Genomic DNA, 14,703 nt, shown 5'->3' with positions numbered 1-14,703 from the left:
CATATGGCGATGGAAGAATCGGCGGCCGGATTGCCGCTCGCAGGCGTGCGCGTCGTCGAGATGACCCACATGGTCATGGGCCCGACCTGCGGCATGATCCTGGCGCAGCTCGGAGCCGATGTGATCAAGGTCGAGCCGCCCGCGGGCGACAAGACCCGAAGCCTGGGGGGCATGGGCACGGCCTTCTTCCCGTTGTTCAACCGCGGCAAGCGCAGCGTGGTGCTGGATTTCGAGAAGCCTGAGGATCACGACACCATGCACCGGCTGCTGGCGACGGCCGACGTGTTCCTGGAAAATTTTCGCGACGGCCAGCTTGAGAAGCAGGGGCTTGGCGCCGACGAACTGCGCCGCCGGCATCCAGAGCTGATCATCGCCGGCCACAAGGGTTTTCTCTCGGGTCCCTACGAGCACCGCCCCGCGCTCGACGAGGTCGTGCAGATGATGGCGGGCCTTGCCGCCATGACCGGCACCAGCGAAAAGCCGCAGCGCGTCGGCTCGTCCGCCAACGACATCATGGGCGGCATGTTCGGCGTGATCGCGATCCTCGCGGCGCTCTATCAGAAGCGCGGTGGAAAACGCGATGGCGCCGACATCCGCATCGGCCTGTTCGAGAACTGCCTGTTCCTGGTTGCCCAGCACATGGTCGAATACGAGATGACCGGCAACAAGCCGCGCTCGATGCCGGAGCGCGAGCATGCCTGGCCGATCTACGACATCTTCGAGACCGCCGGCGGCGAGCGCATCTTCATCGGCGTCGTCACTGAAGGCCATTGGCAGAGCTTTTGCCGCGAGTTCGGCCTGACTGAATTCCTCGATGATCCCACCTTGCGCACCACGACCGATCGCATCCTGGCGCGCGGGCGGATCATTCCGCGCGCCGCCGGGATCATCAGGCAATGGGACGTGGCAAAACTGTCGCAGAGGCTCGATGCGCTCAACATCTGCTTCTCGCCGATCAACCGTCCCGAGGATCTCTTCACCGACCCGCATGTGCTGCGGCCGGGTGGGCTCGTCAACAATGTCACCGCCGACGGCAAGCCGTTCCGGGTGCCGGCGCTGCCGATCGAATGGAACGGCAGCCATATCGGCGAAGGCCTGAACGTCGCGCCGCTCGGCGCCGACACTGCGGCCGTTCGCGCCGAGATCGACACCGAAAGCAAAGACGTCACGTCAAAAACAACAGGGAGGCGCGGATGAGCCGGATTCAGGAGATTTACCCCGCAGAGCGCGTCAGCCTGCGCGAAGTCGGCCTGCGCGACGGGCTCCAGCTCGTGAAGAAAATTCCGTCGACCGACGCCAAGCAGCGCTGGGTGCGCGAGGAATATGCCGCCGGCGTGCGGCATTTCGAGGTCGGCTCGTTCCTGCCGGCAAAGACGTTTCCGCAATTCGTCGATGTTCGTAATGTCGTCGCGACCGTCGCTTCATTGCCCGGCGCGCATGGCATCGCGCTTGCGCTCAACGAGCGCGGCGTCAACGAGGCGCTGGAATCCGGCGTCGGCGAGATCGCCTCGGTGGTCTCGGCAACGGAAGAGCACAGCCAGGCCAATGCGCACCGCTCGCGCGAGTCCGCCATCGCCAATCTGAAACGCCTGTGCGAGCTGCGCGATGCCACCAGCCACAAGCCGCTCGTCAACGCGGCGATCTCGATGGCGCTGGGCTGCTCGATCACCGGGGCGGTTGACCCTGCGGAAGTGCTGCGGCTGGTCGACAAATGCCTGGAGGCTGGTGTCGATTTCGTCGGCATCGCCGACACCGTCGGCTATGCCGGGCCGAAGCAGGTGGCGGAGCTGACGCGCGCCGTGGTGAAGCTTGCAGGGTCAAAGCCGATCTGCATCCATCTCCACGACACCCGCGGCATGGGCATCGCGAACGCGGCCGCCGCGCTCGACGAAGGCGCGCGTATCCTCGACGGCTCGCTCGGCGGCCTCGGCGGCTGCCCCTTCGCGCCCGGCGCGACCGGCAATGTCGTGTTCGAGGATCTCGTCTTCCTATGCGAGAGCAAGGGTTTTCCGACCGGCATCGATTTGGAGAAACTGATCACGGTGCGCAGGATCCTGCGCGAGGAGATGCCGAACGAAACGCTGTATGGCGGCATCGCGCGGGCCGGGTTGCCGGGTGGGAATGCGAAGGCAGCTTAAATCCGCAAGCGGAATGCTCTTCCCTTCTCTCCTTGTGGGAGAAGGTGGCGCGAAGCGCCGGATGAGGGGTTTCTCTCCGCGAGCTCGAAGAGGAGTAGTCGCGGAGACATACCCCTCACCCGTCTCGCCGCTTCGCGGCGAGCCACCCTCTCCCACAAGGGGAGAGGGGAACGCACCGTCTATTCGGCAAATCTACTCATGCCGGTGCGCCTGCTTCCGCGCCTTCGCCTGCTTACCGTCCCCCGTCGGAATCATCACCACACGGCCATAACGCACGCCGCGTTCGGCGATGATGTGGTCGGCGAAATGTCTGACCTCGGAGGCGTCGCCGCGCAGTGCCGTCATCTCCATGCAATTGGTGTCGTCGAGATGGACGTGCAGCGTCGCCAGCGCGAGGTCGTGGTGACCATGGAATTCCTGCACCAGGCGTTTTGAGAGATCGCGGGCGGCGTGGTCGTAGACATAGACGAGACCGGCGACGCAGGGCCCGGCCTGTGCGGTGTCCTCGCTGCTCTGTTGCAAGCCGGCGCGCGCGAGATCGCGGATGATCTCGGAGCGGTTCTGGTAGCCGCGCGCTTCCGCCGCAGCGTCGATCTCTGCCAGCAGATCGTCTTCGATCGTGATCGTAATTCACTGCATCAAGATGCTCCCTCCCAAGCTCGATGCCATTTTACACGGATTCCGCGACGCTCACAGCCGCGTTGCCCGCAGCCGCAGCGCGTTCCCGACCACGCTGACCGAGGACAGCGCCATCGCGGCCGCGGCGATGATCGGCGACAGCAGCACGCCGAAAGTTGGATAGAGGATGCCGGCCGCGATCGGAATGCCTGCGGCGTTGTAGATGAAGGCGAAGAACAGGTTTTGCCGGATGTTGCTCATCGTCGCCTGCGACAGTTTTCGCGCCCGCACGATGCCGGTGAGATCGCCCTTCAGCAGCGTGACGCCGGCGCTCTCCATCGCCACATCAGTGCCGGTGCCCATGGCGATGCCGACTTCGGCAGCGGCCAGCGCCGGCGCGTCGTTGACGCCGTCACCGGCCATCGCGACGCTGCGGCCGGCCTTCTGCAGCTTCGTCACCACCGCGCTCTTCTGGTCCGGCAGCACCTCGGCCTCGACATCGGCGATGCCGAGCCTGCGCGCCACGGCTTCCGCCGTGGTGCGGTTGTCGCCGGTCAGCATGATGACCTTGATGCCCTCGGCCGCCAGTGCCTTCAGCGCCTCCGGGGTCGAAGCCTTGACCGGATCGGCGATCGCGAACAGGCCGGCAAGCCGGCCGTCGACGGCCATGTTGATCACGGTCGCACCATCGCCGCGCAGCCGTTCGGCCTCGCCATCGAGGGTTTTGGTGTCGACGCCGATCGACGTCAGATATCGGGCATTGCCGAGCACGATGGTTTTGCCATCGACCTTGCCGGTCGCGCCCTTGCCGGTCGGCGAATCGAATTGTTCGACCTGGCCCAGCGCGAGTTGCTTCTCCTTCGCCGCGCGCATGATCGCGTCGGCCAGAGGATGCTCGCTGGCGCGCTCGACGCTGGCGGCCATGCGGAGGATATCATCTTCCGCAAAACCGGCAGCCGGCACGATCGCGACCACCTTCGGCTTGCCCTCGGTCAGCGTGCCGGTCTTGTCGACCACCAGCGTGTCGATCTTCTCCATCCGCTCCAGCGCCTCGGCGTTCTTGATCAGGACGCCTGCTTGCGCGCCGCGGCCGACGCCGACCATGATCGACATCGGGGTCGCCAGGCCAAGCGCGCAGGGGCAGGCGATGATCAGCACGCTGACGGCGGCGACGAGGCCGAAGGCCAGCCGCGGCTCCGGCCCGAACCAGGCCCAGGCCGCGAAGGCAGCGACCGCGACCGCAATCACCGTCGGCACGAACCAGCCCGCGACCTGGTCGGCGAGGCGCTGGATCGGCGCCCGCGAGCGCTGTGCGTCCGCGACCATCTGCACGATCTGCGACAGCAGCGTCTCACGCCCGACCTTGTCCGCGCGCATGATGAAGCTGCCGGACTGGTTGAGCGTGCCGGCGATCACCTTCGCGCCGGTCTCCTTGGTGACCGGCATGGATTCGCCTGTGACGAGCGACTCGTCGAGCGAGGAACGGCCTTCCAGAATGATGCCGTCGACCGGCACTTTCTCGCCCGGACGCACGCGCAGGCGGTCACCGGCATGAAGTGCGTCGATCTCGACCTCGTGCTCGCTGCCGTCAGCATCGACGCGGCGCGCGGTCTTCGGGGCGAGCTGCAGCAGCGCCTTGATCGCACCCGAGGTCGCGTCGCGTGCGCGCAGCTCCAGCACCTGCCCGAGCAGCACCAGCACAGTGATGACCGCCGCGGCCTCAAAATAAACCGCGACCGCGCCTTCATGGCCGCGGAAGGTGGCCGGAAAAATCTGCGGCGCGATGGTGCCGATCAGGCTGTAGACATAGGCAACGCCCGTGCCCATCGCGACCAGCGTGAACATGTTGAGGTTGCGCGTCAGCAGCGACTGCCAGCCGCGGACGAAGAACGGCCAACCGGCCCACAGCACCACGGGCGTGGCGAAGACGAGCTGGATCCAGTTCGACAGCGTCGCATCGATCCAGTTGTGCGGGCCCGCGAGATGGCCGCCCATCTCCAGCACCACTGCCGGCAAAGCCAGCGCGCCGCCGATCCAGAACCGCCGCGTCATGTCGGCAAGCTCGGGATTGGGGCCGGTCTCCAGGCTCGCCACTTCCGGCTCCAGCGCCATGCCGCAGATCGGACAGCTTCCGGGCCCGGCCTGGCGGATCTGCGGATGCATCGGGCAGGTGTAGATCGTGCCCGCCGGCATCTCGGGCTCGGGCGTCTTGTCCTTGGCGAGGTACTTTGCGGGATCCTCGGCGAATTTGGTGCGGCAGCCGGCCGAGCAGAAATGGAAGGTCGCGCCGTGATGGTCGAAGCGGTGCTTGGACGTCGCGGGATCGACGGTCATGCCGCAGACGGGATCGCGGACTTTTGCCGCGGCGCCGTGGTCATGCGCGTGATCGCCGTGCGCGCCGCAGCAGGAGGCAGCGGCGGGCTTGTCAACCGGGTCAACTTTACTGGAACAGCCGCATCCGGAATGTGTTTCCGGCTTGTGATGGTGTTCGTGTTCGGCGTCGTTCATTGCCACGCTCCGGCCTTGCAAGTTATACCCTGGGGGGGTATATAGTCCGCATGCGCAAGGACATCAAGGCATCCGTCGGAAAACGGCTCGGCCGGATCGAGGGGCAGGTTCGCGGCCTCTCGAAAATGGTCGAGGAAGACCGCTATTGCATCGACATCGTCACGCAGATCTCGGCGGTGCGCGCCGCGCTGCGCCGGGTCGAGGAAGAGGTTTTGAAAGATCACGTCGCCCATTGCGTCGAGCATGCGATCGCGAGCGGCGACAAGGCCGATCAGCGCGAGAAGATCGCAGAGCTGATGGCGGTGATTGGGCGGGCGGAGCGGTAGGTCGCCGTCATTGCGAGGAGCGTAGCGACGAAGCAATCCAGACTGTTCGGGCAGAGACGGTCTGGATTGCTTCGCGCCGCTCGCAATGACGATGTTGGAGGGACGGCTAGGCCGCCATCTCCAACGCGTATCCTTGCGCGCGGTACTTTGCGAGATCGTTCAGCAGCACAAAATGCTCGGAGAAGGCAACGCTCATCTCCGCGGCCGCCTCACGCATCACTTCTTCAGCCGGAACCGGCGCCTCTTCGTCAATCGCTTCAGGAACGAGCGGCGGCGCACTGAACGTTTCTGGAAACACACCGAAGGTGCCGGCTACCTCCTCGAGCGGCTTCTGCTTGTCGGCCCAGTGCAAGGCGGTGTAGTCGAAGCCGTGCACGATGGTGGGTTTGACGACTTCGAAATAGGGCGAGATGTCGAAGTCGCGGGGCATGTAGAGCGAGGAATCGCGGATGTGCAGGATCTCGCGGCGGGCAGCACGGCTGCCGGCCTTGGTGATCTTGGGCAGGATCGGGTAACGCACGGCGTCGAACGCCTGCGCGATCAGGGCCGAGCAGATGATCTTGGTGGGATCGCCCGAGCCGATCGAGATCATGCGGCGCCGCCAGCGCTGCGGGATCGGCAGCGGAAACAGAAAGCGCATCAGGTCGACGATGTTCTTTGTGTCGTAGCCGAAGCCGATGCGGTTGATCGCATAGCGGCAGACCGTGGTGCGGTCCTCATAGGACAGCCCGACCGGGCGGCAGACGCGGGTGTGATAGGGGAAATATTTCGACAGCGGCGCGGAGGTGACGCCTTCGCCGATATTGGCCTCGATCAGCACGTGCGGCTCGCCGTCGGGCTCTTCCGCGCCCTCGATCGGGCCGACATAGAGTGCGCCGTGGGACCAGGTCGACTGCGTCAGATATTTGATGATGCCCGAGATGCGGTTGTTGCCCTCGACCAGCAGCACGTCGCCCGGCTCGATGACGCCGCGCAGATGCTCGGGGTCGCTCGGCGTGAACGGCTCATAGCCCGGCACCTCCTTCGAGAGGTACGCGGCAATCAGCTTGCCGACTGAATCAAGGACCGTCCCCATTTCAAAACTCCCCCACGGCCTTTTCCGGCCGTCTTTTTCTCTTCTCTACCATGGTCTGAACGTGTTGCAATTCGGTTCATCGCTCTGTGACATCAAGCACGATTGATTCACCATGATGGTTGCCGCGCAACATCAGATACGGCAAGGTTCGCTAGCTGTTCCCGTTTGCTGCAAGTCTCCGGAAACCATGCCATGACAATCACGCGCCGCAGCTTCCTATCGGCATCGGCGGGCCTTGCCGCGACGCCGGTCCTGCGCGCAACCGCCGCAACCCTGCCGCGGGAGGCTGACATCGTCGTGATCGGTGCGGGCGCGGCCGGAATTGCCGCGGCGCGGCGCATCATGGCGGCCAATCGCAAGGTCGTGGTGGTGGAAGCTGCGTCGCAGATCGGCGGCCGCTGCATCACGGATACGATCACCTTCGACACGCCGTTCGATCGCGGCGCGCGCTGGATGCACAATCCCGACACCAATCCGATGATCCGGCTGGCGCGCAGCGCCGGGCTCGACGTTCTGCCGGCGCCGTCAGGCCAGAAGATGCGCATCGGTCGCCGCAACGCACGCGCCGGCGAGACCGAGGAGTTCCTGGCGGCGCTGGTGCGCGCCAACCGCGCCATCGACGAGGCCGCGCGCGGCAAGCTTGATACCGCCTGCGCCTCGGTGCTGCCGAAGGACCTCGGCGATTGGGCCGGCGCGGCCGAGTTCATGCTGGGCGCGAGCTTCGCCGGCAAGGACCTGAAGGAGTTGTCTGCGATCGACAAGGCGCGGGCACAGGATCGCAACGCCGCGATCGCCTGCCGCCAGGGCTTGGGGACCCTGATCACCAAACTCGGTGAGCAGGCGCCGGTCGCGCTGTCGACGCCGGCGAGTCGGATCGTCTGGAGCAATCGCGACGTCAGCGTGGAGACACAGGCCGGCAGGATCGCCGCCCGCGCCGCCATCATCACGGTCTCGACCAATGTGCTGATTTCGGGCGCGATCAAGTTTGGGCCTGACATTCCCAAGCGTACGCTCGATGCCGCGTCAAAGCTTACGCTCGGAAGTTATGATCACATCGTGCTGCAACTGCCGGGCAATCCGCTCGGCCTGTCGCGCGACGACATCCTGATCGAGCAGAGCAATTCGACGCGCACGGCGCTGATGTTCGCCAATATCGGCGGTTCCTCGCTATGTTCGATCGATGTCGGCGGCTCGTTCGGCCGCGATCTCACCCAGCAAGGCGAGAAGGCGATGACGGCCTTCGCCAGAGAATGGATCACGAAGCTGTTCGGCAGCGAGGTAGCCGCCGCCGTGCAGAAAGCCAGCGTGACGCGCTGGAACGCCTCGCCGTTCGTGATGGGTGCGATGTCGGCGGCCTCGCCCGGCGGTCAGCTCTCGCGAAGAATCCTTGCCGAGCCGATCGGCAACATGTTCCTCGCCGGCGAAGCCACGCACGAGACGCTGTGGGGCACCGTCGACGGCGCCTGGGAAAGCGGCGAGCGGGCCGCGGACGCGGCCTTGCGCAAGATCGGCGCGCTCAAGGACGAGCCGGCCGATGTCCCGACGCAGTCGACGAAGAAGCGCAGAGCGCCGCGGCAATAGGGCAATTGAGTCATCGTCGTCCTGGACAAGCGCAGCGCAGATCCAGGACCCATGACCCCAGGAAGTGGTTTGGCGAAAGCCTGGGGTTATAAACGCTGACCGGGGTAATGGGTCCTGGCTTTCGCCAGGACGACAATTGATGGCTACCGCAACACCCCATCCAGCACCGGCAGTCCTGCAATCACGGCCACCGCGATCAGCGCGTAGCAAATGGCGCGAAACACTTTCTCGCTGGCACGGCCGAACAGCGACGCACCGAAGGCGACGCCGATCGCATAGACCGGACCGACGATGAGCGAAAGCACGAGCGACTCGCGGCTGATCAGGCCGGTGGTCGCGTAACTGATCATCGAGAAGAAGTCCGACGCGCCGAAAAACAGCAGGATGTTGGCGCGCGCGATGATCGGGGCGATGGGGCGGCCGAGCCAATAGCCGACGATCGGCGGGCCGCCGGTCTGGGCGAGGCCGCTGCAGAAGCCGGAGAGGCTGCCGATGCCGACCGAAAGCCAAGCGTGGTCCTTGCCGCGATAGCGCCAGCCCGACAGCAACAGAAGCAGCAGCGCGGCGACGAAGCAGGAGATGATCCATCTCGTCGTGACGGGTTCGAGCACGCTGAGGAAATAGGTGCCGACGGGGACGCCGACCAGCGCGCCCAGCACGATCACGGCGGTGGCCTTGCGGTCGGCCTTGCGCCAGGCGTCGGGCAGCAGCGGCGCGGCCGCGACGAAGTCGATCACGAGGAGCAGTGCGGCAACCAGACGCGGCGCCGCGATGCTGCTCGCCAGCGGCATGAAGATCAGGGCCGAGCCGAAGCCCGAGAAGCCGCGCGCGGTGCCCGAAACGAAAGCGACGGCGCAGAGCGCCATCGCAACGGTGAGGCTGACGTCCTTTGGAAGAAAGTCAGTGAGACTCATGCTCTAGATTTCTCGAGCATGATCATGCTCTCAAAGTGCCGCCGGTCTTCTTCGTCACCTCCGCCACGATCTTCGCGGCGACGGCCTCGATCTCCTGGTCGGTCAGGGTCTTTTCGCGCGGCTGGATCGTTACCGCGATGGCGATCGACTTCTTGCCATCGTCGATGCCCTTGCCTTCGTAGACGTCGAACACGTTCACGGCGGTGATCAGCTTCTTGTCGACGCCCTGAGCCGCGCGCACGATCTCGCCGCTCTTCACGGTGCGATCGACGATGAAGGCGAAATCGCGTGAGACCGGCTGGAATGCCGACAGCTCGATCACGGGCTTGGCACGGGTCGGCTTCTTCTTCGCCTCGGGGATGCGGTCGAGGATCACCTCGAATACCATCAGCGGGCCGCCGGCACCGAGCGCCTCGAGTGCGCGCGGATGCATCTCTCCGAAATAACCCAGCACGTTCTGCGGCCCGATCTGGATCGTACCGGATCGCCCGGGATGCAGCCAGGACGGGCCGCCCGCGACGATCTGAAGCGCCTGCATCGGTGCCCCTGCGGCGGCGAGCACCGCGAGCGCATCGGCCTTGGCGTCGAACAAGTCAGCCTGCGCCGAACCCGACCAATGCCGTCCCAGACCTTGCGACGACGCAAAGCCGCGGCGGGCGCCGCTTGCCGCCATGAATTGATCCTGCGGCCGATCGCCCTTGAACACCTGCCCGACCTCGAACAGCGCGACATCGCCAAAGCCGCGATCGGCATTGGCCTGCGCCGCCGCGATCAGGCCCGCCAACAGGGTCGGGCGCATGTCGGACAGATCCGACGCGATCGGGTTGGCGACCTCGAGTTCGCGCTGGCCGCCGCCGAACAGCTTTGCGGCGGACTTGGTGATGAAGGACCAGGTCACCGCTTCGATGATGCCGCGGCTCGCCAGCGCGCGCCTGGCGCGGCGGGTGCGGAGCTGGAGCGGGGTCAGCACGGGTTTGCGTGCGTCCTCGCCGCGCTCGAACGGCGTCATCGGCACCTTGTCGACGCCGTGGATGCGGACGACTTCCTCGACGATGTCGGCCTTGCCGTGCACGTCGGTGCGCCACGACGGCACCGCGACCTTCACGACCGGGCCCGGGCCCGCCATCATGAAGCCGAGATGGGTCAGGATGCGCTTCATCTCCGGCATCGGCACTTCGATGCCCGAGAGCCGCTTGACCTCGGTGACCGGAAAATCGATCACGCGGTCGTCGCCGAAGGTCTTGCCGACAACGACGTTCTCCGACGGAGTGCCGCCGCACATCTCCATCACCAGTTTCGTCGCGAGCTCCAGCCCCGGCACCATGAAGGCCGGATCTACACCGCGCTCGAAACGATAACGCGCGTCCGAATTGATGCCGAGCTTGCGGCCGGTCTGGGCGATGTTGATCTCGTTCCACAGCGCCGATTCGATCAGCACGTCGGTGGTGGTCTCGTCGCAGCCCGAGGCCTCGCCGCCCATGATGCCGGCGAGCGATTCGACGCCGTGCTCGTCCGCGATCACGCAAATCGCGGGATCGAGATTGTAGCTGCGGCCGTCGAGCGCGAGCAGCGTCTCGCCGTCACGGGCGCGGCGCACCACGAGATTGCCCTTCACTTTCTTCGCGTCGAACACGTGCAGCGGCCGCGCGCGGTCGTAGGTCATGAAGTTGGTGATGTCGACCAGCGCGTTGATCGGGCGCAGGCCGATCGCGGTCAGCCGCTTCTGCAGCCATTCCGGCGACGGTCCGTTCTTCACGCCACGCACGAGCCGTAGTGCAAAGCCCGGGCACAGCGCGGCGTCCTCAACCGTGACCTTCACCGGGCAGGGGAATTCGCCCTTGATCGGCTTGATGGTGGGGTCCTTGAACTTGCCCATGTCGGCGGCGGCAAGATCGCGCGCGATGCCGTGCACGCCGGTGCAGTCCTGCCGGTTCGGGGTCAGATTGATCTCGACCACGGGATCGCCGAGGCCGGCCCATGCGGCGTAAGCAGCGCCGATCGGCGCATCCGCGGGCAATTCCATGATGCCGTCATGGTCGTTGGAAATCTGCAGTTCGGCCGCCGAGCACAGCATGCCGCGGCTCTCGACGCCGCGGATGGTGCCGACCCCGAGCGTGATGTCCTTGCCGGGAATGTAGGTGCCGGGCGGCGAAAACACGCTGACGAGACCCGTCCGCGCATTCGGCGCGCCGCACACCACCTGCACGGGCGCTCCACCGTCGCCGGTGTCGACCATGCACACGCGCAGCCGATCCGCATTCGGATGCTGCTCGGCGGATATCACCTTCGCGATGGTGAAGGGCTTCAGCGCCTTCGCCTTGTCCTCGATGTTCTCGACCTCGAGCCCGATCATGGTGAGCTTCTCGGCGAGCTTGTCCAAGGGCTCGTCGGTGTCGAGATGTTCCTTCAGCCAGGCGAGGGTGAATTTCACGAGCTCAGCCCTCCCGCGAGCGTGGGTACTTCCAGCGGCTTGAAGCCGTAATGGGACAGCCAGCGGACGTCGCTGTCGAACAGCTGGCGCAGGTCGGCGATGCCGTATTTCAGCATGGCGATGCGGTCGATGCCCATGCCCCAGGCGAAGCCTTGGTACTCGTCGGGATCGATGCCGCAGGCGCGCAGCACGTTCGGATGCACCATGCCGCAGCCGAGAATCTCGAGCCAGTCCTCGCCCTCACCGAAGCGGATCTCGCCCTTGTCGCGGCGGCACTGGATGTCGACTTCCAGCGACGGCTCGGTGAACGGGAAGAACGAGGGCCGGAAGCGCATGTTGATGTGATCGACCTCGAAGAACGCCTTGCAGAACTCGTGCAGGATCCATTTGAGGTGGCCGAGATGGGAGTGCTTGTCGATGACGAGGCCTTCGACCTGGTGGAATTGCGGCGTGTGGGTCGCATCCGAATCGATGCGATAGGTACGGCCCGGGCAGATCACGCGGATCGGCGGCTTCTGGCTCAGCATGGTGCGCACCTGCACCGGCGAGGTGTGGGTGCGCAACAGCATGCGGGAGCCGTCCTCCTTCGGATGGAAGAAGAAGGTGTCGTGCATCTCGCGCGCGGGATGGCCTTCCGGAAAATTCAGCTTGGTGAAGTTGTAGTCGTCGGTCTCGATATCCGGGCCTTCGGCGACCGAGAATCCCATGTCGGCAAAGATCGTGGTAAGCTCGTCCCAGACTTGGCTCAGCGGATGGATGCGGCCGGCCTCGGCCGGCGCATCGCGCAACGGCAGGGTGACGTCGATGGTTTCCGACGCAAGCCGCGCGTCGAGCGCCGCCGATTTCAAGACGTCGCGCCGCGCGGCGAGCGCTTCGGTGACCTTGTCCTTGGCCTGGTTGATCGCAGCGCCCTGGGTCTTGCGCTCGTCCGGCGACATTTTTCCGAGCGTGGCAAGCAGCGCCGAGATCGAGCCCTTCTTGCCGAGGGCTGCGACGCGTACCGCTTCGAGGGCGGCCTCGTCGCCGGCGGCGGCGATCTGGTCGAGGATGGATGTTTCGAGCGTTGCGAGGTCGGACACGGTCAAATCCCTGCTGCCAAATTCGGCTGGGTTGTCGCCGCCCGAAGGCCGTAACGTCAAGCGAAAAGCCGGTCATTCGGGCTGACGAGCGGCTGGGTTGAACCTCGCGCGGGAGGCTGGCACCAAGGGGGATACGAGGAGGCTTTCGCGATGCTCTCAAGATCCGGTCTGGCTGCTCTCGCCGTCGTTCTCTTGGTCGCGAGCACCCCGGCGCGCGCCATGGTCTGCATGGAGAAATCCATGACGCTGGACGAGGTCGTCGACACCATCGCTGCCCAGAAGGGCTGCGAAAGTGCGATGAAGGTGTTTCAGGATTGCCAATTGACCGCGAGCGGCGATGTCCAGCTCGGCGCCGCCGTCGAGAAGAAATGCGAGGCGGACTTCATGCCCGGCCTCAACATTGCGCGGAAACGGGCTTACCAACGCGAGCTGCGCGTGTGCGACCGCAAGTACCGGAATAAATCCGGCACCATGTATCTGTCGTTCACAGCATTCTGCCGGGCGGAGATCGCCCAGCGCTATTCGCAACGCGCGCTGAAGGCCGGCGGAGCCGGCCGTTAGCTCAGGCCGCCAGAGCGGCCTTGGCCTTCTCGGCGATCGCCTGGAACGCTGCGGGCTCGCTGATCGCGAGATCCGACAGCACCTTGCGGTCCACGGTGATCCCGGACTTGGCCATGCCGTCGATAAAGCGGCTGTAGGTCAGGCCGAACGGACGCACGGCAGCGTTGATGCGCTGGATCCAGAGCGCGCGGAACGTCCGCTTCTTGCGCTTGCGATCACGGAAGGCATACACGAGAGCTTTCTCGACCGCCGGCTTGGCGGTGCGGATCGTGTTCTTGCGGCGGCCACGGAAACCCTTGGCGGCCTTGTAGACTTTCTTGTGCTTGGCGTGGGCGGTCACACCGCGTTTGACGCGAGCCATGACAAAAATCCTTCAGAAGTGACTTGATGTTCGGATCGCCGCGAAAGCTGCGGCGCGGGTGGCAATGATCGTGGACGCGATCAGGCGTTCGGCAAGAAGTACTTCTTGACGTTGTCGCCGTCGGTCTTGAACAGCACGGCGGTGCCGCGCAGCTGCCGGATCTGCTTCTTCGTCCGCTTGATCATGCCGTGACGCTTGCTGCGATGAGCGAACATCACTTTGCCGGTGGCAGTCACCTTGAAGCGCTTTTTAGCGCCCGATTTGGTCTTCAGCTTGGGCATTTGGCTCTCCTAATGGCCATAGAAATCCGCCCGCGAAGGCGGCTGGCCGTCAAAATGCTCGTTAGAGCGTTGATTGTGCTCAGGTTTTACGAACAAGCGCGAAACCCGCACGGACACCGCCACGGCAGCCCTTAATCAGCCGGGCAATGAAGGCTGGGCTTATGACAGAGGACGGGCGAATTGGCAACGATGAACCGGTGGAACCTAGCCGCCGACTATCCGGAATTGCTAACCTCATGTCCGAGCCGTGTCGCCCGGAGCAGGATTAAAATGCCCTATTTTTCCCAATCGCTTCCGTCTTTGACGGATGTCGCTCGTCCGCGCCGCCTGGCGCTGTTGGCTGTGCTCGCCATGGCTGCGTTTCCGTCGACTGCCGATGCTCGCATCCGCGGCTATGACGGCGTCTGGAACGTCACCTTCGCCACCACCCGTGGCAATTGCAGCTCCGGCTACAGCGTTCCCTTCACCGTCGCCGGCAGTCGGGTGTCGTCCGCCGGCGGTGGCCGGGTCTCCGGCAAGGTCAATCGCAGCGGTGGCGTCGCGGTCGAGGTTTCGGTCGGGGCGTCCCATGCCAGCGGCGGCGGCCGGCTCGCCGGCGCGGCCGGGACCGGCTCCTGGCACGGCATCATCTCCGGCGACCGCTGCAGCGGCATCTGGCAGGCGACAAGGACGTAATTCGAGCGAGCCATCTCCGCGATGGAGGTGCGCTCCCTCTCCCGCAAGCCGGAGAGGTCGCAGCGGTGCTCGCGGCTCGAATATCCGACAAAAAAACAAAACGGCCCGCCGGAGATCCGGACGGGCCATTGAATTCTTCAGCCTAAAGAACCGGC

14 protein-coding genes are annotated in these 14,703 nt (G+C 65.2%); 6 read left to right on the top strand and 8 right to left on the bottom strand.

Annotated elements, in window-relative coordinates; genetic code table 11:
* The first annotated feature begins 3 nt into the window (after positions 1-3).
* A complete protein-coding gene (locus IVB48_RS28435) occupies positions 4-1,197 on the top strand; it encodes a CoA transferase (RefSeq protein ID WP_247405114.1) in 1,194 nt (397 codons plus the stop codon).
* Positions 1,194-2,138: a hydroxymethylglutaryl-CoA lyase gene (locus IVB48_RS28430; RefSeq protein WP_247285068.1), complete on the top strand. Its 945-nt coding sequence runs from the start codon at positions 1,194-1,196 to the stop codon at positions 2,136-2,138. The genes IVB48_RS28435 and IVB48_RS28430 overlap by 4 nt, the downstream gene beginning before the upstream one ends.
* A gap of 192 nt (positions 2,139-2,330) precedes the next feature.
* Here the strand turns inward: IVB48_RS28430 and nikR are convergent, their stop codons facing one another.
* Both nikR and IVB48_RS28420 read right to left on the bottom strand, forming a co-directional pair.
* Entirely contained in the window at positions 2,331-2,768 is a 438-nt protein-coding gene (gene nikR, locus IVB48_RS28425) for a nickel-responsive transcriptional regulator NikR (RefSeq protein WP_247405467.1), read from the bottom strand.
* 60 nt (positions 2,769-2,828) lie between these two features.
* Entirely contained in the window at positions 2,829-5,264 is a 2,436-nt protein-coding gene (locus IVB48_RS28420; RefSeq protein ID WP_247405111.1) for a heavy metal translocating P-type ATPase, read from the bottom strand.
* A gap of 50 nt (positions 5,265-5,314) precedes the next feature.
* Here IVB48_RS28420 and IVB48_RS28415 point away from each other — a divergent pair, with 50 nt between their 5' ends.
* A complete protein-coding gene (locus IVB48_RS28415; protein WP_007598521.1) occupies positions 5,315-5,590 on the top strand; it encodes a metal-sensitive transcriptional regulator in 276 nt (91 codons plus the stop codon).
* 106 nt (positions 5,591-5,696) lie between these two features.
* Here the strand turns inward: IVB48_RS28415 and IVB48_RS28410 are convergent, their stop codons facing one another.
* A complete protein-coding gene (locus IVB48_RS28410) occupies positions 5,697-6,665 on the bottom strand; it encodes a YiiX/YebB-like N1pC/P60 family cysteine hydrolase (RefSeq protein ID WP_247405110.1) in 969 nt (322 codons plus the stop codon).
* 192 nt (positions 6,666-6,857) lie between these two features.
* Here IVB48_RS28410 and IVB48_RS28405 point away from each other — a divergent pair, with 192 nt between their 5' ends.
* On the top strand, positions 6,858-8,246 hold the full coding sequence (locus IVB48_RS28405; RefSeq protein WP_247405107.1) for an FAD-dependent oxidoreductase: 1,389 nt from the start codon (positions 6,858-6,860) through the stop codon (positions 8,244-8,246).
* Between the two features lie 143 nt (positions 8,247-8,389).
* Here IVB48_RS28405 and IVB48_RS28400 read toward each other — a convergent pair whose 3' ends face one another.
* Genes IVB48_RS28400 through pheS form a run of 3 tightly spaced genes read right to left on the bottom strand, consistent with a single transcriptional unit; the run spans position 8,390 to position 12,670 of the window.
* A complete protein-coding gene (locus IVB48_RS28400; RefSeq protein ID WP_247405104.1) occupies positions 8,390-9,160 on the bottom strand; it encodes a sulfite exporter TauE/SafE family protein in 771 nt (256 codons plus the stop codon).
* A gap of 22 nt (positions 9,161-9,182) precedes the next feature.
* Complete coding sequence (gene pheT / locus IVB48_RS28395) at positions 9,183-11,591, bottom strand: phenylalanine--tRNA ligase subunit beta (protein WP_247405101.1); 2,409 nt, start codon at positions 11,589-11,591, stop codon at positions 9,183-9,185.
* Positions 11,588-12,670, bottom strand: coding sequence for a phenylalanine--tRNA ligase subunit alpha (pheS, locus tag IVB48_RS28390; protein ID WP_106944075.1), 1,083 nt, complete (start codon positions 12,668-12,670; stop codon positions 11,588-11,590). Before pheS ends, pheT begins: the two co-directional genes overlap by 4 nt.
* 150 nt (positions 12,671-12,820) lie before the next feature.
* On the opposite strand from pheS, the gene IVB48_RS28385 reads away from it, so the two are divergent.
* Positions 12,821-13,231: a hypothetical protein gene (locus IVB48_RS28385; RefSeq protein WP_247405098.1), complete on the top strand. Its 411-nt coding sequence runs from the start codon at positions 12,821-12,823 to the stop codon at positions 13,229-13,231.
* Position 13,232: 1 nt separating this feature from the next.
* Here the strand turns inward: IVB48_RS28385 and rplT are convergent, their stop codons facing one another.
* Positions 13,233-13,592, bottom strand: a complete 360-nt coding sequence (rplT, locus tag IVB48_RS28380; RefSeq protein ID WP_247405095.1) for a 50S ribosomal protein L20 — start codon at positions 13,590-13,592, stop codon at positions 13,233-13,235.
* Positions 13,593-13,672: 80 nt separating this feature from the next.
* Positions 13,673-13,873 (bottom strand): 50S ribosomal protein L35, encoded by a 201-nt coding sequence (gene rpmI, locus IVB48_RS28375; protein ID WP_007598540.1) that lies wholly within the window; start codon positions 13,871-13,873, stop codon positions 13,673-13,675.
* A 270-nt stretch (positions 13,874-14,143) separates the two neighbouring features.
* Between rpmI and IVB48_RS28370 the strand changes: the two genes are divergently transcribed.
* Positions 14,144-14,548 (top strand): hypothetical protein, encoded by a 405-nt coding sequence (locus tag IVB48_RS28370; protein ID WP_027566193.1) that lies wholly within the window; start codon positions 14,144-14,146, stop codon positions 14,546-14,548.
* Positions 14,549-14,703 lie beyond the last annotated feature (155 nt).

The sequence above is a fragment of the Bradyrhizobium sp. 76 genome (assembly GCF_023073025.1).
Taxonomy (GTDB): Bacteria; Pseudomonadota; Alphaproteobacteria; order Rhizobiales; family Xanthobacteraceae; genus Bradyrhizobium.
Note: the sequence above shows the minus strand (reverse complement) of the source record. Positions and strands in the feature narration are given on the sequence as shown.

What these genes read in the sequence shown, in the direction of transcription:
- IVB48_RS28410 (WP_247405110.1), bottom strand. Translation starts at nt 6,665, where the DNA reads ATGGGGACGGTCCTTGATTCAGTCGGCAAGCTGATTGCCGCGTACCTC.
- IVB48_RS28420 (WP_247405111.1), bottom strand. Translation starts at nt 5,264, where the DNA reads ATGAACGACGCCGAACACGAACACCATCACAAGCCGGAAACACATTCC.
- IVB48_RS28430 (WP_247285068.1), top strand. Translation starts at nt 1,194, where the DNA reads ATGAGCCGGATTCAGGAGATTTACCCCGCAGAGCGCGTCAGCCTGCGC.
- IVB48_RS28405 (WP_247405107.1), top strand. Translation starts at nt 6,858, where the DNA reads ATGACAATCACGCGCCGCAGCTTCCTATCGGCATCGGCGGGCCTTGCC.
- IVB48_RS28370 (WP_027566193.1), top strand. Translation starts at nt 14,144, where the DNA reads ATGCCCTATTTTTCCCAATCGCTTCCGTCTTTGACGGATGTCGCTCGT.
- rpmI (WP_007598540.1), bottom strand. Translation starts at nt 13,873, where the DNA reads ATGCCCAAGCTGAAGACCAAATCGGGCGCTAAAAAGCGCTTCAAGGTG.
- IVB48_RS28435 (WP_247405114.1), top strand. Translation starts at nt 4, where the DNA reads ATGGCGATGGAAGAATCGGCGGCCGGATTGCCGCTCGCAGGCGTGCGC.
- rplT (WP_247405095.1), bottom strand. Translation starts at nt 13,592, where the DNA reads ATGGCTCGCGTCAAACGCGGTGTGACCGCCCACGCCAAGCACAAGAAA.
- IVB48_RS28415 (WP_007598521.1), top strand. Translation starts at nt 5,315, where the DNA reads ATGCGCAAGGACATCAAGGCATCCGTCGGAAAACGGCTCGGCCGGATC.
- IVB48_RS28385 (WP_247405098.1), top strand. Translation starts at nt 12,821, where the DNA reads ATGCTCTCAAGATCCGGTCTGGCTGCTCTCGCCGTCGTTCTCTTGGTC.
- IVB48_RS28400 (WP_247405104.1), bottom strand. Translation starts at nt 9,160, where the DNA reads ATGAGTCTCACTGACTTTCTTCCAAAGGACGTCAGCCTCACCGTTGCG.